This window comes from Methanobrevibacter sp. (assembly GCF_017432245.1).
GTDB lineage: Archaea > Methanobacteriota > Methanobacteria > Methanobacteriales > Methanobacteriaceae > Methanobrevibacter.
In genome coordinates this window covers 1-24,796 of sequence record NZ_JAFRJO010000082.1, presented here as the reverse complement: position 1 = coordinate 24,796, position 24,796 = coordinate 1, and the positions used below count along the sequence as shown (strand labels likewise).

Below are 24,796 nucleotides of genomic sequence, written 5' to 3'. Positions count from 1 at the left end.
TATCCTTTATTTTTAATATTACTTTTCAAATGCTCTTTGTTTATGTTTATATTCTTTAAAAATCAATCTCTATTCAAGAACTTTTTAAAAATATGTAAAGGATTTGGTAAAATGTCTTTGGAAAATAAAAAGGAATGTAAAAAAGAAAACAATGAAGAAAATGAAAAAAATATTAAAGGAAATTATCATGAAGATATGTATGTTAAAAACAGCATAGATTACGGTTCTTGCGAACCTTCTAAATCTGGGGGTGATGGGGAAAGGGAGGTTCCAATTGATCTTGAAGAAAATGACTTGAATGAATTAGCACTTTTAGGATTTTTTAATGATTTTGCCTTGATTGATATAGGCATTCATGAGTTTATTAGAGAAGTTTATTTTGAGGAATAATCTTCTTTAATATTCCTTTAATTATTTTAACATTTTCTTCAGAGATACTAAAATTTATTAATCATGCAATTGATATTATTAATGGTAAGATTATATTGATAAATAGATATTAAAAATGATTGATATAGGAGTTATAAAATGGTTGATAATGAAAAAAATATTAGAAGTGAAGAAGAGAAGGAATTAATCATTAATGCTCGAAAACCTGTTGGCGAATTAGGTGATAAATTATTGGACCGCATGAACGAAAGTCATGAAAGCCTTGCTCAATGGGGTGTAAGCCATTTGGACATTTCGAAGGATGATATTATTTTAGATATCGGTTGTGGAGGGGGAGTCAATGTGGAAAGATTCCTTAACATGACTGAAAATAAGGTTTATGGACTTGATTACTCTGAAATAGCTGTTGAGAAATCTACAAACCTAAATCAGGATGCAATTGATGAAGGAAGATGTGAGGTTATTCAAGGATCTGTCTCTGAACTCCCATTTGAAGACAATACCTTTGATATTGTAACTGGATTTGAAACAGTTTATTTCTGGCCAGACTTTGTAAATGACTGCAAAGAAGTCAGAAGGGTATTGAAAGATGATGGAATAATGTTCATCTGCAATGAGGCAATTCCTGATGAAGAGGATGAGCGTCAAAAGGAGCTTATTGATCTCTTGGACATGAAAATATTCTCTGAAGATGAATTTGATGAATACTTGCGTGAAGCAGGATTTTCAGACATTATCTGTTTCTCAAAAAGCGGTCCTGATAGTGTAGATAGGGAATTGGTTACTGGATGGCTTTGTGTAATCGCAAGGAAATAAAATATTCTGTTTTTTCAATTGATATTCGATTATTTTCTTTAATTCTTTCTAATTTTTCTTTCTTCATTATTTTTTGTTTTAATACATAATCTCATATATTTATTCTACTTTTTAAGAACAATTAATTTTTTTAAGTAAATTTTAAATATGATTAAAGATTAATAAAATATGTTAAAGATTAATTTTGATTATATTTCTTATTAATTATTATTTTTCATTTGATATTTTTTTATAGCGGATTCTAAAATAATAACTAATAAAAAATATCACTTGACTTTAATCTTAGGAAGTAAATGGTGATTAGATGAGTATGGCTTTATCAATTGGATTAATTTCCTTAATTATTTTTGGAAATATCGAGAACTTAATTTTAGCTTCTCAAGGAGTAGTTAAAGCAGCAAATCCTTTAAAATTAGCAATTTTTAGTTTAATTTTCGTAACTTGTTGGTTAATAATTGGTACTGTTTGTACTCAGCAATTGGAAACTTATGGCATTTACATTGAATTCATTGGCGGATTAGCTATTTTTATTTTAGGTATTCAATCAATGCTAGAAGCAGTTAGAGGTTAGTGATAGAATGTCTTCATTTAAAGATTTCGTAAATGAGTATAAGCCTTTCTTAAGATTATTAATTTTCGGAAACATCGAAAACTTGGTTTTATCCGCTCAAGGTGTAATTGAAGGTGCAGATCCTCTACTTGTTGCAGGACTAAGTTTATTAGCAGTAATTACTTGGCAGTTTATAGGTGTTTTCGGTACAAAATCCGCTATGAAATATTCCAGACATATTGAGTTTATTGGTGGATTTGCTATATTTGTTTTAGGTATTCAATCAATGCTTCCTTTGATAAATCAGTTGATTTAAATTTTTAAGGATTTTCCTTATTCTAATTTAAATTATTGCCTCTTTTTGTTATTTATATATTAAAAATCTTAATTATAGAAAGATTTATATATTATGTTAACTAACAATTATATGTTGTATATTGCGGTGTTAGTCCAGCCTGGTTAAGACTCTAGCCTGCCACGTTAGAGACCCGGGTTCAAATCCCGGACGCCGCACTTTTTTTATCGCAGCTGTGGTATAGTCTGGTTATTACTTGGGCCTTCCAAGCCTACAACCCGGGTTCGAATCCCGGCAGCTGCATCTGTTTTTCATGATTTTTTTAACCTTAATTTTTTTAACTATTTTATGATTTTCGTCTATTTTTGAAATGATTTTATTGTTAACTGGTTTTAGTATAGCTTTTAAATCATTTTTTACATATTTTCCCTTATTTTATTAAATAAGTTTATATGTATTAAAAAATAATATTATATTAATATAACCTTATAATGAACATTTTAAGTTTTTTTAGTCATTTTAAGTTTATATTTCTTTAAAAAAAACAAAATGAAAATAAAATCATTGTTGAATTTAAAAATTATATTTATTTGTTAAAATTAAAATTGAATTAATAGCAATTATTAGCTATTTTAATTAAAACTAAATTATTAAATGGTTGTGATTTAATGGCAGGAATTGTTGGATATGGGGCAAATGTGCCTTCATATAGAATTAAAGTAGAAGAAATCGCAAAGGTATGGGGAGATAACCCTGATTCAATCTCAAACGGTTTAATCGTTAATGAAAAGTCTGTGCCTTCATCTGATGAGGATACTGCAACCATTGCAGTTACCGCTGCAAGATATGCATTAGCTAGAGCACAAATCGATCCTCAAGATATTGGAGCAGTTTACGTTGGTTCAGAATCTCATCCTTATGCAGTAAAACCAACCGCTACAATCGTTGCAGAAGCAATTGGAGCTACTCCTGATATGACTGCAGCAGACTTGGAATTTGCTTGTAAAGCAGGAACTGCAGGAATTCAAGCCACTATGGGTTTAGTAGACTCTGGCATGATTAAATATGGTTTAGCTATTGGTGCTGATACCTCTCAAGGAGCTCCTGGAGATGCTTTGGAATACACTGCATCTGCTGGTGGTGCAGCTTATATAGTTGGTAATAAAAACACCATTGCTGACTTTGGAACTACTTACAGCTACACTACTGACACTCCCGATTTTTACAGAAGAGAAGGTCAACCTTATCCAAGTCACGGAGGAAGATTCACTGGTGATCCAGCTTACTTCAAACATGTATTCGGTGCAGCAAAAGGATTGCTTGAAAAAACCGATACAACAGTGGAAGATTATGATTATGCTATTTTCCATCAACCTAATGGTAAATTCTACTTAAGGGCAGCTACAAAATTAGGATTCAAACCAGAACAATATAAGGATGGTCTATTAACTCCTAATGTAGGAAACACCTACTCTGGTGCTGTTCCTTTAGCACTTTCCAATGTTTTGGATAAAACAGAACCTGGCGATAAGATTTTCATTGTATCCTACGGTTCAGGTGCAGGTAGTGATGGATTTACCTTAACTGTAAATGACAGAATTGAAGAAGTTAAAAATTTAGCTCCTACAACTGAAGAAATCCTCTCTAAAAAGATTTATGTTGATTATGCAGTTTATGCTAAATTTAAAGGAAAACTTAGAATGGCATAGAAAGAGGATAAATTTAGAGGAATTAATTATAATTATTATGATAAAGGTGAAAAAATGAGAGATGTTGCAATTATCGGAGCTTCCCAAACAAAATTCGGTGAATTATGGGACAGTTCATTTAGAGAATTAATTTCACAAGCTGGTCTTGGAGCTATGGAAGATGCAAATGTTAGTGGTGCAGATTTAGAGGCAATGTTTGTCGGAAACATGTCTGCAGGTCTTTTCGTAGGTCAAGAACATATCGCAGCACTTATTTCTGATAGTATGGGTATGAACCCAATTCCATGTACAAGAGTTGAAGCTGCTTGTGCATCAGGAGGACTCGCACTTAGACAAGGTATTATGGCTGTCGCTTCAGGTTACCATGATGTAGTGGTATCTGCAGGTGTAGAAAAGATGACTGATGTTGTTGATGCAACTCCTGCTATTGCTACCGCTTCTGACCAAGAATGGGAAGCACAACAAGGAGCTACTTTCCCATCATTATATGCTATGATTGCTCAAAGACATATGTATGAATATGGAACCACAAGAGAGCAATTGGCTATGATGTCTGTAGTAAACCATAAAAATGCTTCAAACAACCCTAATGCTCAATTCCCATTTGAAATTAGTGTTGATAAAGTATTGGCATCTTCTCCTGTTGCAGATCCATTAACTTTACTCGACTGTTCACCTGTTTCTGACGGTGCAGCAGCTATTGTTATTTGTGCAGCAGAAAGAGCTAAGGAATTCACTGACACTCCTATTTATGTAAGAGCATCTGCACAGTCTTCTGGAACCATCGCATTGCACAGCAGAAAAGACATTACTACTTTAGATGCAACCATTGCAGCTTCCAGAAAAGCATATGATATGGCTGGAGTGACTGTAAAGGATATTGATGCTACTGAAGTTCACGATTGTTTCTCAATCAACGGATTGCTTGCAATTGAAGACCTTGGATTTGCTGAAAAAGGTGAAGGTGGAAAAGTTCTTGAGGAAGGACAAACCAATATTGATGGTGATTGTCCAATTAACCCATCTGGTGGTTTAAAGGCAAGAGGACACCCTCTTGGTGCTACTGGTATTGCTCAAGCTGCTGAAATCGTATGGCAATTAAGAGGAGAAGCAGGCAAACGTCAAGTGGATGGTGCTGAAATCGGTATGACCCATAATGTTGGTGGTACTGGTGGTACTTGTGCTGTTCACATCTTTGGTAGAGATCCTAACTAGATTTCTACTTTCTTAACTTTTTTTTATTTTCTTATTTTTAATTGCTTTTTAACTATTTTTCTATTATTCTATTTTTCTTATTTCTATTTTTTACTCTTCAAAAATAAGTTTATCAATATAATCCATATCAAGAGCATCCTCTACGATATTCGCTAATTTTTCAAGTGAATTCTCAACACTTGTTTCATATGGGTCTTCATCATTTTTTATTTCCAAACCTTTGCTTTTCCTTATATGATTCAAAAGTTCCCTTCTTAAATTGTAATTATTGAATATTCCGTGGAAATAAGTTCCGAATACATTATTCTGATAAGCCCCGTCATATATTCCTTCATTATTATTCCCCATACCCTTTTTAATCTTAAATAATGGTTTAGCGCTTAAGAGATTTGTTGTTCCCTCATGCAATTCATATCCTGTGACTTCTTCACCATTGATTTTGGAAAATATCTCATGGATTTGGTCGGATTCATTTTCATGGGTTTTCTTTTCTAATTCGAAAGTGGCAAGGCTTTGTTTCACGATTTTCTCTTCCCTTATGAATTCACTTTCAATGTCTAAAATGCCTAACCCTTCAATCTCATCAAGTTGAGACTCTTTATGGTTCTTATCGTAAATTCTATTTCCTAAAATTTGGTATCCTCCACAGATTCCAATGATTGGGATTTTCTTATTCTTATGCAATTTCCTTATTCTTTCTGCCATACCTGAGTCTTCCAATTCTTTCATATCTTCAGTGGAATTTCTGGTTCCAGGCAAGATAAGTGCATCAATATCCCTAAGTTTTTCCTTATCATCATATAATTCAATCATTCTAATTTCAACATCATCCTCTGCATCAAAAGGATCGATATCTGTGAAATTAGCTATTTTTGGAAGTTTCAGAACTCCTAGGACTATATGTTTTTCATTTTCATCAAATTCTTTTGTCCAGTTATGCTCTTTTAGGGATGCAGAATCCTCTTCAGGCAGTTGGAGGTTTTCTGCATAAGGAACTATTCCAAGGACTGGAACTTCAATGATTTCTTCCAATCTTTCAATTCCAGAGCATAACAATTCCTGTTTTCCTCTGAACTTGTTTATGATAACTCCTTTGAATCTTGACCTGTCTGCATCATCAAGCAACAGGAAGGTTCCCGCTATTGATGCGAACACTCCTCCCTTGTCAATGTCTCCAACAAGAAGCACATTTGCATCTGCTATTTCTGCAGCCCCCATGTTTGCAAGGTCTCCTTCCCTTAAGTTGATTTCAGCAGGAGATCCTGCACCTTCCATAATGATTATGTCATAATCTTTCTTTAAGTTGTTTAATGAGTCTATTACAGCTTCTTTTGCAATGATTCTATAATCTTCATCGTCCATCAGATTATTGTCTATGTCCTTTTGGGTAGCTTTTGTCTTGTCATACTTTCTAAAGAAGTCCTTGTTTCCAACTGCTTCACCTTGAATGATTACCTGTGAACAGGATTCCCCTTTTGGCTTTAGCAAAATAGGGTTCATGTCTACTGTAGGGTCTATATTTGCAGCTTTTGCCTGCAATACCTGTGCTATGGCTATTTCCTTGTTTTCCTTTGTAGTGTATGAGTTTAAGGACATGTTCTGTGATTTGAATGGTGCAACCTTATATCCTCTTTTTGTATATATTCTACAAAGCGCTGCAACTATTAAACTTTTTCCTGCATTAGAAGCAGTTCCTTGAATCATTAAACATTTTGTCATAATTTTACCCAAATTCTTGTATATTTTCTTATATATTAATTTCATTTGTTTTTTATAAAATATAAATTTTATTTGATTTGATTATGGGAGGATTCCATTTTTTGATTTTCATGTTCACTTATTTTAGTTAATAAAAGTTACTAAAATACAAACCTTTTTATATGACTAAAATCATAAAGTTATTAAGCATGTAGTTTAATATATATTAATATAATAAAATATTGAGGTAATTTATAAATTCAAAACTTTATTAAAAAAAATAGAAGTGTCATATTAACTAGAAATTAAGTAAAATGAAAACATTTAGGAGGTTTTATATGGAAGAAGATAAAGTAATGCCTACAGAAGTAGAAGAGTTAGAGCCTAAAGAAGAAATCGTAGACTCTCCTGTAGAAGACAATATAATCGATGAAGCTGAAGAAGTTGAAGAAGCTGATGAATCTGATGATGTTGCTGATGCGGTTGAAGAAATTGCAGAAACCAAGTCTGAAGATAAGGATTCCCTTGAAGTTGAGTTTGTTGAAGACGATGAGGGAAATCGCAGAATCAAGCCTATGCTTGATTATGAGTCAATTTCAAATACTGCAGATATAGAAGTGCCTCCTTTGCTTATTGACCAGGTCATTGGTCATGAAGAGTCTGTTGAGACTATTAAAAAGGCAGCAAAACAAAGAAGAAATGTTCTTCTTATTGGAGACCCTGGTGTAGGTAAGTCAATGTTAGCTAAAGGAATGGCTGAATTATTGCCTCCAGAAGTTCTTCAGGATGTATTGGTTTATCCAAACCCAGAAGATAGCAATTATCCATTGATTAGAACCGTGCCAGCAGGTCAAGGTAAAAAGATAGTTAAGGCAAACAAGGCTAATGCAAAAAGCGGTGATGAGAAAAAGATGATGATTACCATGTTTGTCACTGCAGCTATTTTCGTTCTTGGATTAATGTATCAAAGAATCTTTGAAGCCATTATTGCTGCACTTCTTGTTATATTTATTTCAATGCAAATCAAACCGAGAGTGTCAAATAGCGCTCCAAAATTGCTAGTGAACAATGGTGATAAAAGATTTGCACCATTTATGGACGCTACTGGAGCTCATGCAGGTGCATTGCTCGGTGATGTAAGACACGACCCTTACCAATCTGGTGGTCTTGGAACTCCTGCACACGAACGTGTTGAAAGCGGTATGATCCATAAGGCACATAAAGGGGTTTTATACATTGACGAAATCGGTACAATGAGCATGAAAACCCAACAAGAGCTTTTATCCGCAATGCAAGAGAAAAAATATGCAATCACTGGTCAAAGCGAAAACAGCAGTGGTGCAATGGTACGTTCTCAAGCGGTTCCTTGTGACTTTGTTCTTGTGGCTTCCGGTAACATTCAAGTTCTTGAAGGTATGCACATTGCTATGCGTTCAAGAATCAGAGGATACGGTTACGAAGTATTCATGAAGGATTACATGGAAGATACTGAAGAAAACAGAAGAAAGCTTGTTCAATTCGTTGCTCAGGAAGTCAAGAATGATGGAAGAATTCCACACTTTGCAACTGATGCGCTTGATGAAATCATTTTGGAAGCTAAACGTAGAGCAGGCAGAAAAAATGCACTTACCCTTAGATTAAGGGAGTTAGGTGGTTTAGTACGTTCCTCTGGTGATGTAGCTATTGAGGAAGGTGCAGATTTAGTAACTGCTGAGCATGTTGTAACCGCTAAGAAATTTGCAAGAACCTTAGAACAGCAAATTGTTGACAGATCTATTATCCAAAGAAAAGAATACAGTGTATTCCATTCTTCTGGTGGAAAAATCGGTATGGTCAATGGTTTAGCAGTTATGGGTGATAGAAGCGGTATTGTTATGCCAATCGCTGCCGAAATGGCTCCTGCAAACAGTAAGAATGAAGGTAAAATCATTGTAACCGGTAAGCTTGGGGAAATTGCATTGGATTCTGTTCAGAATGTAAGTGCAATCATCAAGAAATACACTCAAGTTGACATTTCCAATCATGATATTCATGTTCAATTCTTGCAAAGCTATGATGGAGTTGAAGGAGACAGCGCAAGTGTTTCCATTACTGCAGCTGTAATTTCTGCTGTTGAAGGAATTCCTATTGATCAATCTGTTGCACTCACCGGTTCATTAAGCGTTCGTGGAGATGTAATGCCTATTGGTGGAGCTACTGCTAAGATTGAAGCGGCAGCAGAAGCAGGAATTAAGAAAGTTCTCTTGCCAAAATCCAATATGGATGATGTAATGCTTGAGAAAAAGTATGAAGATATGATTGAAATCATTCCTATTGAAACCATTGAAGACGTTTTAGAGAATATCTTAATCAATGGCAGTAAAAAGGAAAGGTTGATTAAGAAAATGAGAGAAATCAGTGGTGCTGTAACCAGTAAAGTATCTACTGACTCTATGGCTTTGTCTAATCCAAGCCATAACTAATCTCTTAATTTTTTCTTTTTTCTTTTTTTATTTTTTATCACTTTTTATTTTATAATTTTTTTATTTTTTTATCACTTTTCATTTTATAATTTTTTTATTTTTTTCAATTTTCTTATTATTTATTTTATTATTATTTCATTTATTTTATATTTTTTAACTTTCTAATTCTCTTTATTTTAATTATTTTCTTATTTTAATTGTTATTTTAGCTTATTTTTATTGTTGTATATGCAAAAAGTTTATATATTAAAAATGTGTTATAATAATAATTAGATGTAAAAACATCTTATAGTAAATTTATATTAAATATTCATTTTATCGATTTGATATTTTACAATTTGATAAATTATGGTGGTGATAAAATGGCAACTACTTTGAAAAGGGCTATAGGTATCGTAGCTGTTATTGTTGTTTTGTTTTTAGCGATAACTGCATTTTCCGGTATTTTGATTTTAGCTCAAGATGATACTGAAGGAGGAATTGCTGGAGTAGATATGGCTGCTTTATGGAGTGTAAATGGAGGATTTAATTGGATCTATCCGGGAAGTTCACACAATGCAAATGGTCATACCCTTCATAACATTTACATGACTGACAATCCTTATCAAGATGCTAAGGAAATCATGGAATATACTTATGGTGTAAGTCCTCATATTCTAATTATTATTAACGATCAAGCAGCTGCACACATTTTTGGAGATAATATTTTAGAAACAATTCGTCAACATGACTGGGTTGAAGGAAACTCCCGTGGAGATGCTGTTGCTATGAGTATTACACATGTAAATCCATTGCCTATTATTCCAGATATCTTGTTAGGTAATATTAAAATCATGTTAATTTAATGGTTTTGATTAATGGTTTTGAATCCTTTTTTAAAACTATCTCTCTTTCTTTTTTATTTTTTTCTATTTTTTCTAATTTTTAATAATTTTTCCTAATTTTACTAATATTTAAATACTTAATTAAATAAAAATAATGATGTATATCTAATCTTAAAAGATTTTTATAGCATTTTAAAGATTATTTATTTTCAATTTATAAATCAAAAATTTTTAATATTAAATTTATTGTGTGATTTCATGTTATTAATAGCTCAAAATCATTTTCAACTTATAGTCGAAGTAGGTTTGATTTTACTTGCTACCATGATATTTGTTTTAAATTTAGTTCCACTTTCATTAAGTGTGGTTACTTTTTTATCCTTGTTCTTGTCAGGGTTATTTACATTCATATTTGGAACTGATTTAATATTCTTAATATTATCCTTTGGTCAGCATGAATATACTCACCCATTCGGCCCAATTGCCCTTTTAGCTATTATAACTGCATTAGCTTCGCTGAAAGTGATGGAAGAGTCGGGGGTTAATGTGGCAAGGCTTAAAAGGATAGTCTATTTGCTTCTTGCAGGTATAACCATATTTGGAGGAGCAATGCACAGGTCTTTCTTGTTATTATGGTTTGTCGGTTTGTTTATTGGATACACAATTATTTCAAAATCCTTCAGGCAAAAGTCTATTCTCACATTGAGGAGAATTGGAATGTTCTTTGGAGCGGCCTTAGTTGCTTTTGGAGTATTGGAGATAATTGCAAGAATTACGGGTATGGGAGTTTTCTCACCTATACTTAGGATTTCAAGACTTGCAGCAAATTCATTATCCAGTTTAAAATTAGTAGTTGGAAACACCTGGTTAATAGGACATGATCCAAGTTCCTCTTACTGGTCCAATAGTTCAGGATTTGCAGATGGTTATATTAGTTTGCCAATGCAATTCATTTTGTTATTTGGATTACCATTCCCACTATTCTTTGGTCTATTAGTTACAAGAAAGGATACAATCGATTATATGCTCCCAGGTATTTTCGGTTATGCTTATGACTTCGGATATCTAACATTCCTGATATTGTTATTAATAGTTTTAGGCACTATTATTGTAGGATTATTGATTTTAAGGGAATACAGACATAAAAGAGAAAGCAAAAATAGAAAGTACTTAGGTAAGGAAGTTCTTTTAATAGGTTCCCTTACAGGTTTTGTTTCTCAAGGGGTTATAGGTCTTTTCCTATTCAATAGGACTGTAAATGGTATGGCTTTATTAACATTTATGTTCTTAGGTTCATTAGTATTGGCTCATAGTGTAACTATTAGAAGAGATAGTAATGAAGCTGTAAGCAGATAGAAATAATTTTCTATTCTTTATTTTTCTATTTTTATTTTTTATTTTAACTTTTTTTATTTATTCTACTTTTTTCAACTTTTTACTATTTTTTATTCTTTATATTTTCACTATTTTTAAAATAGTAATATTTAATTATAAACATTTATAAAGATATTATTATATTATTAATTTGATTAATTAATAAAATTTTAAGATTAACGACAATATTTTTGGTGATTATTTTGATAATTGGCGGTTCAGCATCACAAAAATTAGCAGCAAATGTTGCTAAGGAATTAGGAGAAACCTTATGTCCTCTTGAAACTAAAAAATTCCCTGATGGTGAAAGATATGTGAGGATTAAAGGTGAAGTGGAAAAGAATGTTACAGTTATCCAATCAACTGGTTTTCCTCAAGATGAAAATTTAATTGAATTGTTATTCATACTTAGAACTCTTAAGGACTTAGGTGCAGAGCATATTAAAGTGGTTGTTCCATATTTAGGTTATGGTAGACAAGAATTAAGATTTAAAGATGGGGAAGCTATTTCCGCTCAATTGGTAGCTAATTTGATTGAAGAATCTGGTGCGGATGAATTCATTTCAATCAACTTGCATGAAGATAGCGTCAGAGACTTTTTCACCATTCCAACTGCAAACCTTTCTGCTATGCCTCCAATTGCAGAATACCTTGCAGGTAAGGTGGAAAATCCTATCATTATCGCTCCAGATAAAGGAGCTTTAGATTTTGCAGAAGAAATAGCTGAAATTCTTGGTTGCAACTGTACTTATATGAGCAAAATCAGATTAGGTCCTGATAAGGTCGAAACCAGAATCGTTGATGTTCAATGTGATTTTGACTCAGAAGATCTCGACAAGGTCAAAAAGGATTCTAAAGTAAACATTGATTCTGTAGCTGGAAAAGAGGCAATTATCATTGATGACATTATAGCTACTGGTGGAACAATTGTAAATGCAATCGGAATCTTAAAGGAGCATGGTGCGAAATCTGTAGATGTCTGTTGTGTTCACCCAGTTCTTGTAAATGATGCTGTTTTAAAAATCATGGCTGCAGGAGCTCGTGACTTATCAAGCACTGATACTTTGACATCTGATGTAAGTTCAATTTCTTTAGCTAAATTGATTGCAGATGCTTTAAGATAATTTAAATTTTTTATCTTTTATTTTACCTAAATTTAAATATTCATTAAAATAATCTTATTTTATTTTATTTTCTAATGGAATCTCAAGTTCCATTATTTTTTTTATTTCTTTATTTTTTTAAAAAAGTATTACTTGCGGATTATTCTAATAATAATTGTTCTATTTATTAACAATAGTTTTATATTATATTAATTAAAATATTATATTGTAATTTATTAATTTATATTTGGAGATATATAATGCACGAATTTGCTATGGCTCAAGGGATTTTTAACACAGTTATGGATACTGCAGTGGCTAATGATGCAAATGAGGTAACTGAGATAGTTATTGAAATTGGCAGGTTGGCTATGTTGAATCCTGAACAATTGAAGTTTATGCTTGGCGTTATGTGTGAAGGCGAAGAGCTTACTAAAAATGCTGAGATGATCATTAATACAATTGATGTTGAAATTAAATGTCACAATTGTGGATTTGAGGGAATAGGTAACATTGATGACAGTGACCATTATGCTCCTATGATTTTATGCCCTGAATGTGAAAGTCATAGGGTTCAAGTTCTAAATGGTAAGGATATTACTGTCAGAAGCATCAGCATTGAAAAAGATGATGATGAAAATTAGTAAAAATTTGCAATAAGAAATTCTATTAAAATAATTAAAATTTTTTTCTATAATTTTGATACTTTTATCATTAACTATTTAAAATATTGTCCAAATTTTTAAAATTATTAAACTTATTATAAAATTATATGTTTTGAAGGTGAATCATATGCATAAGATTGCAGATGTAGAGATAGCAAAGAATATTATGGATGCTAATGACAGATTAGCACATAAGAATTTACATTTATTGGAAGACCACGATATATTTTGTATAGACTTTGTAGGAGCAATTGGATCTGGTAAAACCGCTCTTATTGAAGACTTGATTGATAACCTTGATGCAAAGATCGGTGTACTTGCAGGAGATATCATCAGTGATTTTGATGCGGATAGAATCAAATCACATAACGCACCTGTTGTCGGATTGAACACTGGTACTGAATGTCACTTAGATGCACATTTGGTCAGTCATGGTTTAGGCGACTTGCCGTTAGATGATATTGATTATCTTTTCATTGAAAATGTAGGTAATTTAATTTGTCCTGTTGACTTCCAATTAGGTTCTCATATGAGAATTGTTGTTGTCAGTGTTACTGAAGGTGACGACACTGTAGAAAAACACCCTTACATTTTCAAGGATTCTGACTTGATTATCATCAATAAGATTGATTTAGCTGATGCTGTCGGTGCAAGCACTGATAAGATGGTTGCTGATGCTAAGAAACTTAATCCTGATGTTAAAGTCATCACTACCAGCTTAAAAGAAGGTAAAGGATTAGATGAAGTGATTGAAGCTATTGAAGATGCTAAAGCACACGAAGCTGAACATCACCATCATCATGACCACGACCATGAGCACAGTCATGATCATGACCATCATCATTAATCTTTCTTCTATTTTTATTTTTTTATTTTAACTTTTTTTATTATTTTTTCAAATAAGTCTTTTTTAGATTTTTATTTCTTTTAATTTTATTTTTCTATTAAATTATTACTAAAATTTATTAAGTATTACTAAAATAATATTTATAAAAGGTGATTTCATGAAAATATGGATTGATATATCAAATGCTCCTCATGTAAGATTTTTTAAAGATGTAATTAAGTATTTTGAAAATGAGGGAGAGGATGTTTTAGTCACTGCACGTAAGTTCGGTGACATTCATAAATTAATGGATATGTATGATATTGATTTTGTATCTGTAGGTAAGCATGGAGTCACATTGGAAGAAAAGCTAAAGGAAAGTGCACAGCGTGTTGTAGACTTGGCTGACCTTGTTTCCGGTGAAAACTTTGATGTGGCATTGTCAAAGCATTCCATAGAGCTTCCAAGGGTGGCATTTGGCCTTGCAATTCCAAGTCTTTTTGTTCTGGATAATGAGCATGCAATGGCTGCAAATAAGCTAACTCTTCCATTATGCAGCAAGATTATAGTTCCAAGCATTATCGATGAGTGGAAATTGATGCAATATGGTGCAAATCCAAATGACATCATCAAGTATAATGGAACTTCTGAGCTTATGCACTTTAACAATTTTAAGTTTAATGAAAATGTCTTTGATGATTTAGGGCTTGATTTGCCGCTTCAAAAGACTATTTTAATGAGACCTGAACCTTCTCTTGCTTCCTATTTGAATACTGACTGCAGAAAATCTGTATTGTCTCCAGTGGTGGATGTATTGAAGGAATATGCTAATATCCTTATTCTTCCTAGATTCAAAGAGCAAGCAGAGATTTTTGAAGGAATAAAGAATGTAACAATCCTTAAGCCTCCTGTTGACACTTCAAGTATCATAAAAGCATGTGATCTTGTAATTGGTGCAGGTGGAACAATGAATAGGGAAGCGGCTATTCTACAGACTCCTGTCATTTCATGTTATCCTGGAGACACCTTATCTGTAGATCAGTTCTATGTGGATAATGGTTTGATGTATAGGACAACTGATTTAGAGGATATTACCAAGCAAGCTTTAAGCTTTATAGTAAATCCTCATAAGCCAATTGAGTTAAAAACAGACAATTTATTTGAACTTATTGTAGATAAGACTTACGAATTAGGCAATTCTAAAAAATAAGTCTTATTTAGAATTTCATTCTTTTTTATTTCCTTTTATTTTATTAGATTAAGTAAGACTATTTTTTATCACAATTAAACAATCCTGCCCATTCCTCATGAGGCTTATACTCCTTAAAGTATTTTTCAAAGATTTCCTTTCTGTTTTTAATTATCTTTTCATACTTTTCAGGGTTTTCTTCCTTGAATTTATTGTGAAGCGCTACAGTTAAGCGATTCAAATATTCATTAAGATTTTCCTTTTCCTCTTCACTTAAAGTGTCAAAGATATCGATATCCGCATGATTTTTAAATTCAATGGATCGTCCTTCTTCTGTCAATTCGACAAGCAGAACCCTTTTGTCTTTAGGGGATGGGACTTTTCTAATGAAATTCTGCTGTTCCAGCTTATTCAATGTTTCATTAAGGGAAGTGACACTGATATTTAGTATTTCAGATAATTCCTTAGTGGAAAATCCATCTTTCCTTTTTAGAAAACCAATTAATCTGCCTTGTCCCTTAGTGATGCTTTTCATTTCTGGATTTTGTTTTTTATTCCTCTTATCCAGAATTTCATTTATCATAATGAATTTATGGAACAATAATTTGTTATTCACTTTATTAGGATTAAACTGTTCGATATGATTTTTCAAATCCTCATCTAAATTATTTTTCCCATTCATATGATATTCTCCTTTCTTTGTGCATTCAAGGTATTGTAATAATATCCTTTTTGCTCCAATAGCTCTTCATGTGAACCTTGCTCTATGATATGTCCTTCTTCAATTACAATTATCTTGTCTGCATTTCTGACAGTTGACAATCTGTGAGCAATGATGAAGCTTGTTCTGTCTTTCATCAGCTTATCCATAGCTTCCTGAATTATCTTTTCAGTTCTTGTATCAACTGAGGATGTTGCTTCATCCAAAATCAATATTTGCTTGTTTGATAGGATGGTTCTTGCAATTGTCAAGAGCTGCTTTTGACCATGGGAGATATTGTCTGCATCTTCGTTAAGCTCACTTTCGTATCCTTCAGGGATTTGTCTTATGAAATGATCTGCATGAGCCTCTTTTGAAGCGTTTATGACTTCCTCTTCAGTGGCATCCAATTTACCATAACGTATATTGTTGTATATTGTGTCATTGAATAGCCAAGTGTCTTGAAGCACCATTCCTACAAGAGACCTTACGCTATGCTTGTCGTAATTGTTGATGTTCACGCCATCAATCTTTATCTCTCCGCCATTTAGGTCATAGAATCTCATGAGCAGTTTCACTATTGTGGTCTTTCCTGCTCCAGTTTCTCCTACAATAGCTATTTTTTCACCCTTCTTGACTTTAAATGAAAGGTCCTTGATTACTGGCTCATCCTCACTGTAACCGAAGTTGACATTTTCAAAGCTTATCTCATCATTGATTTCCTTGATTTGCTCTTTTGAAGGGTTTTCTTCAATCCTTATCTCAAGGAACTCAAATATTCTTTCACTTGCAGCCATTGCAGTCTGTATCATATTCATTATTCTTGTTATCTGTTCAATAGGTGTTGTGAAGTTTTTGGAGTATTGGATAAATGCCAAAATGTCTCCAACGCTTATTGCCTTTTGAAGCACGAGAACTGCCCCAAGAACTGATATGATTACATATTGCAAATTGGAAATGAAGTGTACGAAAGGACCGGATAGGCTTGAGAAGAACTTGGATTTCCATTCCTGTTCATACCAATTCTCATTTTCCTCTTCAAAGATTCTCATGGATTCTTTTTCCTGATTGAATGATCGAATGATTTCGTGTCCTGTAAAGGATTCTTCAATTTGACCATTTAGGTTACCTCTGTATCTTAACTGCTTTAGATAGTAATCCTGTGAGTATTTGGTTATGTATGTTATAATCAGGAATGCGATTGGAACCAATACTATTGTGGTAAGGGTTAACCATAAGTTAATTGAGAGCATCATCACTGTAACGCCGATTATTGTTATGATTCCAGTCAACAATTGGTTGAATGTTTGAACAATTCCTGTTTGAAGAGAGTCCACATCGTTTGTGATTCTTGATAGAATGTCTCCTCTGGTATTTATGTCCAAATCACCCATTGACAAGTGAGTGATTTTCTCAATCAAGTCTTTTCTTAGATTATAACTGATGTCAGTTGTTATATCCAAGAGGAGATAACTTTGAAGATATGAGAAAACTGCACTTATGATATATAAAATCACGATTGCAATGAGCAGATTTATTATATGGTTCAAATCCATATTTCCAGAGTTTATCCCATCAAATATTGCAGTGGTAGCAAATCCTATTAAAAGAGGACTTATGACTGAAAAGACTGTTGATATGATTCCGCAGATAACTGTCAAGCTTAGCTTCAATTTATATCCTGTCAAGAGAGAGAATATGTTCTTTATTGATTGCTTAGCGTTTGCCGGTTTTTCAGGAGGTGCTCTTCGTGGTTTTCTTGCCATATCATTTACCTCCTGCTGATTTCTTAAGGTAACTTGTATCTAAAACATAATTAGAGGATTCCTCATTATCATACAATAAGTCTTTTGAACGGTCTATTTGTGAAGATACTATTTCTCTATAGATATTGCAGTTCTCATTAAGGTAATCATGGCTTCCCTTATCTATTATCTCACCTTCATCAAGAACAATAATCTCATCAGCATCCATGATTGTTGAAATCCTTTGTGATACAATAAGCATTGATGAGTTTTCCTTTAAGCCTTTTAGGTTCTCTTTCACCTTTGCTTCAGTGTTCATGTCAAGTGCTGAGAAGCAGTCGTCAAATAGGTAGAAGTCACGTTCAGCGATTATTGATCTTGCAAGTTGTAGACGTTGCTTTTGCCCTCCTGAGTAATTGGATGCCCCTTGTGAAACTCCATCCTCTAAGCTTTCTATAAAGTCAACTTCTGCCATTTTCAATGCTTTTTCAATCTCTTCATCACTTGCATCCTCTTTTCCGATAAGCATATTTGACCTTATTGTTCCTTCAAAAAGAATTGCTTTTTGTGGAGCATAGGAAATTCTGTCTCTCAAGGTTGTTAATTTATAATCCTTGATGTTATTGCCATTTACAAGGATTTCACCACCAGTTACATCTTGAAGACGAGGAATTAGATTTAGGATTGTGGATTTACCGCTTCCTGTTCCTCCAATTATTGCAGTGGTTTTTCCCTTTTCCAGTTTGAAATTGATGTCTTTCAATGTTTCCTTTTCACTTCCAGGATAACTGTAAACCACATCTTTAAATTCAATTATCGGATTATCATCTATGGTGTCAATTGGTCCATCGCTGATTGTTATTTCTGTATTTATCACTTCAGCTACACGTCTTCCAGATACCAAAATCCTTGGAATCATGACAAGGAATCCTCCCATCATTAAAAATGCCATTACGATTTGTGTAGCATATTGGATGAATGCTATGATTGTTCCAGTTAATATCTCACCTTGGATTGCATCATATGCTCCAAAGTATAAAATGAGAACTATCATTAAATTCAAGAGTAAAGTCATTGCAGGCAATAACACTAAGAGTATTCTGAATACATTCAAGTTCACTGAACGGAAGTCTTCATTGGTCTTTCTAAATCTTTCCTCTTCATAGTCCTGTCTTACGAATGCCTTGATTACAGGTATTCCCATCAATATTTCCCTTGAGGTCTGGTTGATCTTATCAGTCAATTCCTGCATTATCTTGAAGTAAGGAATGGTTCTGATGAATATTATTACAAAAGGAATGATTGCAGCAGCGAATGTCACTGCAATGATCCATAAAAGGTTGGTTCCAAGTTCCATTGCTTTAAGTATGCTTCCTATACCCAATATCGGTGAAAAGAGTATTGTTGTAAAGAACAATCCTAAGAAGATTTGTATTTGGTATACATCGTTTGTATTACGTGTAATGAGTGATGCTCTTGATATCTTGTTCAATTCAAAGTTTGAAAACTTCAATATCTTCTCATAGCTTATCTTTCTTAAATCCCTTCCATAAGCTGCTGACACTTTGCTTGAGAAGTATGAAAGTCCTATTGTAGCAAATACCCCTATCAAGACCATAGCCATCATCATTGTTCCTACGCTTATTATGTAGTTGAAATCTGTGTTCTGTATACCGATATCTACGATGTCTGCAGTGTATTTAGGTAGAGTCAGGTTACAGTAAACGTCAATCAACAGAAATGCAATAATAAGAAATAGGGGAATTATGCTCTTTTTCAATGGACTGAGCAATTTTCCTATAGTCTTTATTTTTCCAGTTAAATTCATGATTTTCCTACTTTTGTTTTTTAAGCTATAATTTTAAAGGCAAATATTTTGTTAATTCTTAATTTCTTAAAGGTACCTTTAAATTATTTTCTATAGGTACCTTTAGATTTTATTATATATAAATATAATGATATTAATTTTCATATGCTCTTTCTTTCCTTTTAATAGCAAGTTGAAACCAATATTTTAGTGTTCATATGGTTACTCTTTTTTAATTTAGAATATTAAATTTGAATCATTTTATTTGGTTTATTTGATTATTGAATTAATGATTGGTGTTTAATATGGATTTTAAAAAAGAAAAGTACATAAAAATTATACTATACATTATATCACGTTGCACACATAAGGAAAATCTTGGAAAAACGGTTATTTCTGTTCTGCTCTATTTCATTGACTTCAATTATTATGAATTGTATGGTGAATCCTTAACAAACGAGGTCTATATGAAGTCAAGAATTGGGGTGGTTCCTAAGCATTTCAATGAGAATATGAATCAGCTGATACGGTCTCATAATCTCTATTATAGACAAGAGGTCTACTATTATTACCTAATCAAAAGATATTACTTAAGGCAGATTCCATTGTTTAATTTCACTAAAGAGGAACAAATGGTTATCGATCATGTCATTTATGAGTTAAGCGATTTCAGCGCTACGGATCTGTTGATTTATCAAAGGGGGGATATGCCTTATAAACTGGTGGATTTGGACTCGGAATTGGATTATAATCATGTATTCTATAGGGATGAGCTTTATTCTGTACGTAAGTATTAATTATTGTATTATTGGTTGATTATTGTTTCTTAACAATATAGAAAACTTTAAATGTAACTATAATCATTATAATTATTAAATGAAATATTTTTTAAATAGAATATTTGATTAGATATTTGAAAGTTCTAGGGGGAATTTTATGTATGGTTTATGTCCTGCATGTGGAAGTGAATTAGACGACGAAGGAAACTGTTGGGTATGTGGATATATGGCTCATTTCGGCAGCCCAGATGATTATGACTATGATGATTTTAATGATGAATACTTGCCTTGAAGGGGTTCATTTATTTAGGTGATTATTATGCTTATTTGTCCGATTTGCGGTTTTCCATTGGATAGTGACGGTCGTTGCTGGAATTGTGGATATTGGATGAAAACACATCCATTGGATCCATTTGCACCAGGCTCTGTCTATAATGGCGGAAGCAGTGATGACTAATAAAACTTTTTAAAAAAGTTTGATTAAACTATTTTTTTATTTTTTTTAATTATTCTTTCTAATTTTCAATCTATTTTTCATTTTTTTGAAATTGTGATGAATACTGCTACTATTTTTTAATAAATAGTTAAGTATAGTAAACTCTTTTTTTCATTTATAACTAGTTATATGTGTTTAGTTTTTAATTTAAGAGTTAATCAGTCGTAATTTATTAAAAATATTTATATTAAATCTTTTATATACTTAATATTATGAAAGATTATGCAAAAAACTTAAAAAAATTATGAAAAAAATGTTAACTAAATTATGGAAAAATTGTAAAATAGTTATATGAAAAAGTGTAAAGTATTATTAAGAAAAATTGTAAACTAAATTATGGAAAAATTGTAAAATATTTATATGAAAAAGTGTAAAGTATTATTAAGAAAAAGTATAAAATAATAGAATTAAATTTATTATGTGATTTTCATGCCTAAGAAATATTTAAAAAGAATACTTGATGAAGAATTAGATAAATACCTTAAAATGATTGGTGCTGTTTTAATAATCGGTCCTAAATGGTGTGGCAAAACAACTACTGCAGAACAACATGCTAAAAGTGTCTTAAAATTACAAGATAAGGATAATTATAAAACAAATATGATGTGGGCAGATATTGAACCTTCAAGGCTATTAAGGGGGGAAAAACCAAGATTAATAGATGAATGGCAAGTAGCACCGGTATTATGGGATGCAGTTAGGACAAGTGTTGATGATGCGGACGGTTACGGATTATATATTTTAACTGGATCAACAGTAGTTAATGAAGACAATATTACACATACCGGTACTGGGAGAATACATAGATTATTAATGAGACCTATGAGTTTATATGAAAGCGGTGAATCCAATGGTCAAATATCAATAATTGATTTATTTAATAATCCTGATTTATATATAAATGATTGTAAGTCTGATTTGACAATAGATGATTTGATTTTTGCAGCTTGTCGTGGAGGATGGCCTGATTCATTGAACCAACCAACAAAAGAAGGGCAATTGTTCGTGGCATATTCCTATTTGGAAAATATTTGTAATAGTGATGCATCTGCTGTTGATGGAGTTAAACGTGACCCTGATAGAGTTAGATTATTGTTGCGTTCAATTGCTAGAAATAACTCTACACTAGCAAAAGACCAAACTATTATTTCAGATATGAAAGAGAATTTCATGGACATTAGCAGACCAACTTATTATTCTTATATTGATGCATTGAAAAAGCTATTCGTTCTTGAAGATAATCGTGGATGGTCACCTAATATAAGGTCAAAATCAGCTATCAGATCAGGGAATAAAAAGGTTTTCATTGATCCTTCAATTGCAGTGGCTGCATTGAATGCAAATCCCGAATTTATGGAAAAAAATATGGAAACTTTCGGATTTATTTTTGAAAACTTATGTATTCGTGATTTAAGTGTTTATACAAGTCCTTATGGTGGAAAAGTTTCTTATTACCATGATAAAACAGATTTAGAAATTGATTGTGTAGTCCATTTAAGGGATGGGAGATATGCATTGATAGAATGTAAGTTAGGTAGTGAAAGAATAGAAGAAGGAGCACAAAATTTACTTAAGATAAATAGTTTAATTGAGAAGAATGAAAAAATGGATAATCCTAGTTTTTTGGCTGTTCTTACAGGCGGAAAGGATGCTTATACTAGGAGAGATGGAGTAAAGGTTATTCCAATTGGTTGTTTGAGATAAATCTTTTTCTTTAATTTTCACTAGCAAAATTATATGTTAGGCTAAATTTGAAAGGTAAAAGTATTTATGAAATATATTAAATATGTTTCAAAAAGAAAGGAATTTTAGTTATATCAAAAATTTTTAAAAATCCGAATAGATATTTATGCATTTTAATATCTATTTTTTTAATAAATTTTAAATTCAACATTTTTCAATGAAATAAAATATTTTAGAAACGAAGTGATTTTTATGAAATCTAATGAAAAAAGATGTAAAATTTGTGATTCTAAGATTAATTCATATGATTTTTATGTAACTTCTGATGAAAACGAATTTTTCTGTTCTAATGATTGTTGCAAAGAGAATTTTAATAAAACGGGATATCAAGATTATATTCGTTTTTCTACTTGTGTAGGTTATTATGATTGTGAAAAGTTAAATAATATTGATGATAGATGTAGGACCTCAAATAAAATTAATTTTTCTCAATTTGGTTCTTCTAGTATTGATCTTCTTCCAAACAGATGCCCTCCAGCAGAAATTTCTATCATCCGTACAAATATGAAATTATATAATTTTGTTAAACAATCTGAAGAACAATCATCAAAATTAAATGAAGAAACTCTAAATCTCACGAAATATAATGTAAAATTAACAAAAGCAATGTTGTTTTTAGCTGCTATAAATGCAATATGCATTATTATCCAAATTTTCTTACAAATCTGGTAATATCGGATTACCATGAATAATTGTATCAAAAAATTAACTTCATAATTCTGTATTATAGAAGATAATAAGATATATGAATAATATTTAAATAAGATGAAAATTATGGAATTTGAAGATGTAAAATATATTTTTGATTCTAGATTTAATAATTCTTCAAAATCAAGAATATCAAGTATTCCAGTATTTGGAAATTATATAGATATTGTTTATACTGAATCGATGTAAACAATAAAAGAGATGGCAAAATCATGAATTTTGAAAAGTACATTGATGGAATTGCAAAATTAATTCTAAGAAACATTATGGGAAATTTATCCATATAGAAATTTTTAGGGGGAAAGTTTAAAAAATTATATAATATCACTATATTTAATCATCAATTTATCATCAATAAATTCTTCATAAAATCCTAATTCTTTTAAAATTATTAATTCAATTAATATTTTTAATTTAAAATTTAATATGTGTAATTTTTCATTGTCTTTTTTGAAATTAGATGAATCATCGTAATGAGTATAATAATTTCTTGTATCTACAACTTCACCGATGAACTTATCTTTCTTTCTATCAATTATTTTATTTATAATTTCATAATCCTTTAAATCATTGATTAGTTCTTTTAATCGTTTTCTTAGTGAAATTTCATTACCAAATTTAATTTTATTTCCCAAACTATTTTTATGATCTTCATTTTTTATTAATTCTTGAATAAAATCAATTATTTGATTTTTAATATCTTCATATTCTTCAATTCCCATATATTTATCAATATATTTTTCATTTTTTCTTAAATATGATTCTAATGCTTGAGTATATGATAAGAATTGGTATTCGGGATATGATTCATTTGTAAAATTCATAAAATAAATGTCAAGTAAGGGTTTGTATTTCTCACTAATTTTAAACCAGTTGCTAATTATGAGTTGCATATCTTCTATTTCATCAAATTCAATTAAAATATCAAATGAGTTTATTTTCTCGTTAGTTCTATCGAATAGTTTTGAATAAACTTCAATTTTATTAAAAGGATTGAATTCATTATCTACCATGCATGTCATAAGCTTTATTTCAGTCTCATTATGCATTGAAAATGATAAAAACTTTTTAATTATATTAATGTCTTTTAGTATAGTTTCTATAGGGGTTTTATTTTCATAGATAATCTGTATTAAGTAATGAGGTTTTATACAAAATGAAATATCAGTTGAATTAACTGAATTACCTAAAGAAAATATTATCTCAAATTTTTTTAGTTTAATTTTTACAAGCTTATATTCTGTAAGATTTTTATAATTATTATTAAAATTCATTGGAAAGATTTTTTTGTTTCTAATCCAATTCTCTAGATTGTGAAATCTAAGTGTAATTTCTTTAAAATTCAAATTTGAGTTATAATCATAATTTTTGAAAATGTAATCAATAGAAAATGTTAATGTTTCAAAAGGATTCCACAAGTGACTTTTGTATAGTGTTATTTTTGTTTTATTCACATAACCAATAATTATTTCTTTGTTATGATATTTTGGATAATCTTCCATTTTTATATCGGTTTTTAAAAAATAATGGTTGTTTTCTTCAATAATTGATCCATTAAATTTATTTTCTTCATCATCTTTAAACCAAAATGTTCCAGGGTTATTTAGTAGGTAATGCATAATAATCCTCCAATATGTTTATACTTGTGTATTCAATATTGCAGATATTCATATCTAAAATTTAATTGCTTATGAATCTTTTA

General features: G+C 31.4%; 24 protein-coding genes and 2 tRNA genes. 21 read left to right on the top strand and 5 right to left on the bottom strand.

Features of this window, described 5'->3' with window-relative positions; all coding sequences use genetic code 11:
• Positions 1 to 111: 111 nt before the first annotated feature.
• The 8 genes from IJI80_RS06735 (at position 112) to IJI80_RS06700 (ending at position 4,975) form a co-directional block, all read left to right on the top strand.
• The gene (locus tag IJI80_RS06735; RefSeq protein ID WP_292788733.1) at positions 112 to 390 is read left to right on the top strand and encodes a hypothetical protein; all 279 of its coding nucleotides are present in this window, start codon (positions 112 to 114) and stop codon (positions 388 to 390) included.
• Positions 391 to 528: 138 nt separating this feature from the next.
• Positions 529 to 1,206, top strand: a complete 678-nt coding sequence (locus IJI80_RS06730) for a class I SAM-dependent methyltransferase (RefSeq protein ID WP_292788732.1) — start codon at positions 529 to 531, stop codon at positions 1,204 to 1,206.
• 304 nt (positions 1,207 to 1,510) lie between these two features.
• On the top strand, positions 1,511 to 1,777 hold the full coding sequence (locus IJI80_RS06725; protein WP_292788731.1) for a hypothetical protein: 267 nt from the start codon (positions 1,511 to 1,513) through the stop codon (positions 1,775 to 1,777).
• 7 nt (positions 1,778 to 1,784) lie between these two features.
• Positions 1,785 to 2,072: a hypothetical protein gene (locus IJI80_RS06720; protein WP_292788730.1), complete on the top strand. Its 288-nt coding sequence runs from the start codon at positions 1,785 to 1,787 to the stop codon at positions 2,070 to 2,072.
• A gap of 123 nt (positions 2,073 to 2,195) precedes the next feature.
• Positions 2,196 to 2,269, top strand: a tRNA-Gly gene (locus IJI80_RS06715).
• An 11-nt stretch (positions 2,270 to 2,280) separates the two neighbouring features.
• A tRNA-Gly gene (locus tag IJI80_RS06710) sits at positions 2,281 to 2,354 on the top strand.
• A 365-nt stretch (positions 2,355 to 2,719) separates the two neighbouring features.
• Positions 2,720 to 3,760 carry a hydroxymethylglutaryl-CoA synthase gene (locus tag IJI80_RS06705; RefSeq protein ID WP_292788729.1) on the top strand — a complete coding sequence of 347 codons (1,041 nt, stop codon included), beginning with the start codon at positions 2,720 to 2,722 and terminating at the stop codon, positions 3,758 to 3,760.
• Between the two features lie 54 nt (positions 3,761 to 3,814).
• The gene (locus tag IJI80_RS06700) at positions 3,815 to 4,975 is read left to right on the top strand and encodes a thiolase domain-containing protein (RefSeq protein ID WP_292788728.1); all 1,161 of its coding nucleotides are present in this window, start codon (positions 3,815 to 3,817) and stop codon (positions 4,973 to 4,975) included.
• Between the two features lie 90 nt (positions 4,976 to 5,065).
• Here the strand turns inward: IJI80_RS06700 and cobQ are convergent, their stop codons facing one another.
• Positions 5,066 to 6,694: a cobyric acid synthase CobQ gene (gene cobQ / locus IJI80_RS06695; protein ID WP_292788727.1), complete on the bottom strand. Its 1,629-nt coding sequence runs from the start codon at positions 6,692 to 6,694 to the stop codon at positions 5,066 to 5,068.
• A gap of 554 nt (positions 6,695 to 7,248) precedes the next feature.
• On the opposite strand from cobQ, the gene lonB reads away from it, so the two are divergent.
• The 7 genes from lonB to IJI80_RS06660 all read left to right on the top strand — a co-directional run bounded on the left by lonB (position 7,249) and on the right by IJI80_RS06660 (position 15,137).
• The gene (gene lonB / locus IJI80_RS06690; RefSeq protein ID WP_292788763.1) at positions 7,249 to 9,135 is read left to right on the top strand and encodes an ATP-dependent protease LonB; all 1,887 of its coding nucleotides are present in this window, start codon (positions 7,249 to 7,251) and stop codon (positions 9,133 to 9,135) included.
• A gap of 362 nt (positions 9,136 to 9,497) precedes the next feature.
• On the top strand, positions 9,498 to 9,980 hold the full coding sequence (locus IJI80_RS06685) for a hypothetical protein (RefSeq protein ID WP_292788726.1): 483 nt from the start codon (positions 9,498 to 9,500) through the stop codon (positions 9,978 to 9,980).
• A gap of 237 nt (positions 9,981 to 10,217) precedes the next feature.
• Complete coding sequence (locus IJI80_RS06680; RefSeq protein ID WP_292788725.1) at positions 10,218 to 11,315, top strand: hypothetical protein; 1,098 nt, start codon at positions 10,218 to 10,220, stop codon at positions 11,313 to 11,315.
• Between the two features lie 221 nt (positions 11,316 to 11,536).
• Positions 11,537 to 12,457, top strand: coding sequence for a ribose-phosphate diphosphokinase (locus IJI80_RS06675; RefSeq protein ID WP_292788724.1), 921 nt, complete (start codon positions 11,537 to 11,539; stop codon positions 12,455 to 12,457).
• Positions 12,458 to 12,696: 239 nt separating this feature from the next.
• Positions 12,697 to 13,080 carry a hydrogenase maturation nickel metallochaperone HypA gene (hypA, locus tag IJI80_RS06670; protein WP_292788723.1) on the top strand — a complete coding sequence of 128 codons (384 nt, stop codon included), beginning with the start codon at positions 12,697 to 12,699 and terminating at the stop codon, positions 13,078 to 13,080.
• Positions 13,081 to 13,228: 148 nt separating this feature from the next.
• Complete coding sequence (gene hypB, locus IJI80_RS06665; RefSeq protein ID WP_292788722.1) at positions 13,229 to 13,948, top strand: hydrogenase nickel incorporation protein HypB; 720 nt, start codon at positions 13,229 to 13,231, stop codon at positions 13,946 to 13,948.
• A gap of 157 nt (positions 13,949 to 14,105) precedes the next feature.
• Positions 14,106 to 15,137: a DUF354 domain-containing protein gene (locus IJI80_RS06660; protein ID WP_292788721.1), complete on the top strand. Its 1,032-nt coding sequence runs from the start codon at positions 14,106 to 14,108 to the stop codon at positions 15,135 to 15,137.
• Positions 15,138 to 15,195: 58 nt separating this feature from the next.
• On the opposite strand, the gene IJI80_RS06655 is transcribed toward IJI80_RS06660, so the two are convergent.
• From IJI80_RS06655 to IJI80_RS06645, 3 genes are read right to left on the bottom strand one after another with little or no spacing between them, the layout of a single operon-like run.
• Positions 15,196 to 15,798 (bottom strand): MarR family transcriptional regulator, encoded by a 603-nt coding sequence (locus IJI80_RS06655; protein WP_292788720.1) that lies wholly within the window; start codon positions 15,796 to 15,798, stop codon positions 15,196 to 15,198.
• Positions 15,795 to 17,582 carry an ABC transporter ATP-binding protein gene (locus IJI80_RS06650; RefSeq protein WP_292788719.1) on the bottom strand — a complete coding sequence of 596 codons (1,788 nt, stop codon included), beginning with the start codon at positions 17,580 to 17,582 and terminating at the stop codon, positions 15,795 to 15,797. The genes IJI80_RS06655 and IJI80_RS06650 overlap by 4 nt, the downstream gene beginning before the upstream one ends.
• A gap of 1 nt (position 17,583) precedes the next feature.
• Positions 17,584 to 19,389, bottom strand: coding sequence for an ABC transporter ATP-binding protein (locus IJI80_RS06645; protein ID WP_292788717.1), 1,806 nt, complete (start codon positions 19,387 to 19,389; stop codon positions 17,584 to 17,586).
• 284 nt (positions 19,390 to 19,673) lie between these two features.
• Between IJI80_RS06645 and IJI80_RS06640 the strand changes: the two genes are divergently transcribed.
• The 6 genes from IJI80_RS06640 (at position 19,674) to IJI80_RS06615 (ending at position 23,283) form a co-directional block, all read left to right on the top strand.
• Positions 19,674 to 20,165 carry a Panacea domain-containing protein gene (locus IJI80_RS06640; RefSeq protein ID WP_292788716.1) on the top strand — a complete coding sequence of 164 codons (492 nt, stop codon included), beginning with the start codon at positions 19,674 to 19,676 and terminating at the stop codon, positions 20,163 to 20,165.
• Positions 20,166 to 20,304: 139 nt separating this feature from the next.
• Positions 20,305 to 20,439 (top strand): hypothetical protein, encoded by a 135-nt coding sequence (locus tag IJI80_RS06635; protein ID WP_292788714.1) that lies wholly within the window; start codon positions 20,305 to 20,307, stop codon positions 20,437 to 20,439.
• 27 nt (positions 20,440 to 20,466) lie between these two features.
• A complete protein-coding gene (locus IJI80_RS06630; RefSeq protein ID WP_292788713.1) occupies positions 20,467 to 20,604 on the top strand; it encodes a hypothetical protein in 138 nt (45 codons plus the stop codon).
• Between the two features lie 468 nt (positions 20,605 to 21,072).
• Positions 21,073 to 22,347, top strand: a complete 1,275-nt coding sequence (locus IJI80_RS06625; RefSeq protein WP_292788711.1) for a DUF4143 domain-containing protein — start codon at positions 21,073 to 21,075, stop codon at positions 22,345 to 22,347.
• Between the two features lie 231 nt (positions 22,348 to 22,578).
• Positions 22,579 to 23,058 carry a hypothetical protein gene (locus IJI80_RS06620; RefSeq protein WP_292788709.1) on the top strand — a complete coding sequence of 160 codons (480 nt, stop codon included), beginning with the start codon at positions 22,579 to 22,581 and terminating at the stop codon, positions 23,056 to 23,058.
• A gap of 102 nt (positions 23,059 to 23,160) precedes the next feature.
• Positions 23,161 to 23,283: a hypothetical protein gene (locus IJI80_RS06615; protein ID WP_292788707.1), complete on the top strand. Its 123-nt coding sequence runs from the start codon at positions 23,161 to 23,163 to the stop codon at positions 23,281 to 23,283.
• A gap of 125 nt (positions 23,284 to 23,408) precedes the next feature.
• Here IJI80_RS06615 and IJI80_RS06610 read toward each other — a convergent pair whose 3' ends face one another.
• Entirely contained in the window at positions 23,409 to 24,713 is a 1,305-nt protein-coding gene (locus tag IJI80_RS06610; RefSeq protein WP_292788705.1) for a HEPN domain-containing protein, read from the bottom strand.
• Between the last annotated feature and the right edge of the window lie 83 nt (positions 24,714 to 24,796).

Excerpts from the sequence above, each read along its gene's own strand:
- IJI80_RS06735 (WP_292788733.1), top strand. The coding sequence starts at position 112 with ATGTCTTTGGAAAATAAAAAGGAATGTAAAAAAGAAAACAATGAAGAA.
- IJI80_RS06730 (WP_292788732.1), top strand. The coding sequence starts at position 529 with ATGGTTGATAATGAAAAAAATATTAGAAGTGAAGAAGAGAAGGAATTA.
- IJI80_RS06725 (WP_292788731.1), top strand. The coding sequence starts at position 1,511 with ATGAGTATGGCTTTATCAATTGGATTAATTTCCTTAATTATTTTTGGA.
- IJI80_RS06720 (WP_292788730.1), top strand. The coding sequence starts at position 1,785 with ATGTCTTCATTTAAAGATTTCGTAAATGAGTATAAGCCTTTCTTAAGA.
- IJI80_RS06705 (WP_292788729.1), top strand. The coding sequence starts at position 2,720 with ATGGCAGGAATTGTTGGATATGGGGCAAATGTGCCTTCATATAGAATT.
- IJI80_RS06700 (WP_292788728.1), top strand. The coding sequence starts at position 3,815 with ATGAGAGATGTTGCAATTATCGGAGCTTCCCAAACAAAATTCGGTGAA.
- cobQ (WP_292788727.1), bottom strand. The coding sequence starts at position 6,694 with ATGACAAAATGTTTAATGATTCAAGGAACTGCTTCTAATGCAGGAAAA.
- lonB (WP_292788763.1), top strand. The coding sequence starts at position 7,249 with ATGCTTGATTATGAGTCAATTTCAAATACTGCAGATATAGAAGTGCCT.
- IJI80_RS06685 (WP_292788726.1), top strand. The coding sequence starts at position 9,498 with ATGGCAACTACTTTGAAAAGGGCTATAGGTATCGTAGCTGTTATTGTT.
- IJI80_RS06680 (WP_292788725.1), top strand. The coding sequence starts at position 10,218 with ATGTTATTAATAGCTCAAAATCATTTTCAACTTATAGTCGAAGTAGGT.
- hypA (WP_292788723.1), top strand. The coding sequence starts at position 12,697 with ATGCACGAATTTGCTATGGCTCAAGGGATTTTTAACACAGTTATGGAT.
- hypB (WP_292788722.1), top strand. The coding sequence starts at position 13,229 with ATGCATAAGATTGCAGATGTAGAGATAGCAAAGAATATTATGGATGCT.
- IJI80_RS06660 (WP_292788721.1), top strand. The coding sequence starts at position 14,106 with ATGAAAATATGGATTGATATATCAAATGCTCCTCATGTAAGATTTTTT.
- IJI80_RS06655 (WP_292788720.1), bottom strand. The coding sequence starts at position 15,798 with ATGAATGGGAAAAATAATTTAGATGAGGATTTGAAAAATCATATCGAA.
- IJI80_RS06650 (WP_292788719.1), bottom strand. The coding sequence starts at position 17,582 with ATGGCAAGAAAACCACGAAGAGCACCTCCTGAAAAACCGGCAAACGCT.
- IJI80_RS06645 (WP_292788717.1), bottom strand. The coding sequence starts at position 19,389 with ATGAATTTAACTGGAAAAATAAAGACTATAGGAAAATTGCTCAGTCCA.
- IJI80_RS06640 (WP_292788716.1), top strand. The coding sequence starts at position 19,674 with ATGGATTTTAAAAAAGAAAAGTACATAAAAATTATACTATACATTATA.
- IJI80_RS06635 (WP_292788714.1), top strand. The coding sequence starts at position 20,305 with ATGTATGGTTTATGTCCTGCATGTGGAAGTGAATTAGACGACGAAGGA.
- IJI80_RS06630 (WP_292788713.1), top strand. The coding sequence starts at position 20,467 with ATGCTTATTTGTCCGATTTGCGGTTTTCCATTGGATAGTGACGGTCGT.
- IJI80_RS06625 (WP_292788711.1), top strand. The coding sequence starts at position 21,073 with ATGCCTAAGAAATATTTAAAAAGAATACTTGATGAAGAATTAGATAAA.
- IJI80_RS06620 (WP_292788709.1), top strand. The coding sequence starts at position 22,579 with ATGAAATCTAATGAAAAAAGATGTAAAATTTGTGATTCTAAGATTAAT.
- IJI80_RS06615 (WP_292788707.1), top strand. The coding sequence starts at position 23,161 with ATGGAATTTGAAGATGTAAAATATATTTTTGATTCTAGATTTAATAAT.
- IJI80_RS06610 (WP_292788705.1), bottom strand. The coding sequence starts at position 24,713 with ATGCATTACCTACTAAATAACCCTGGAACATTTTGGTTTAAAGATGAT.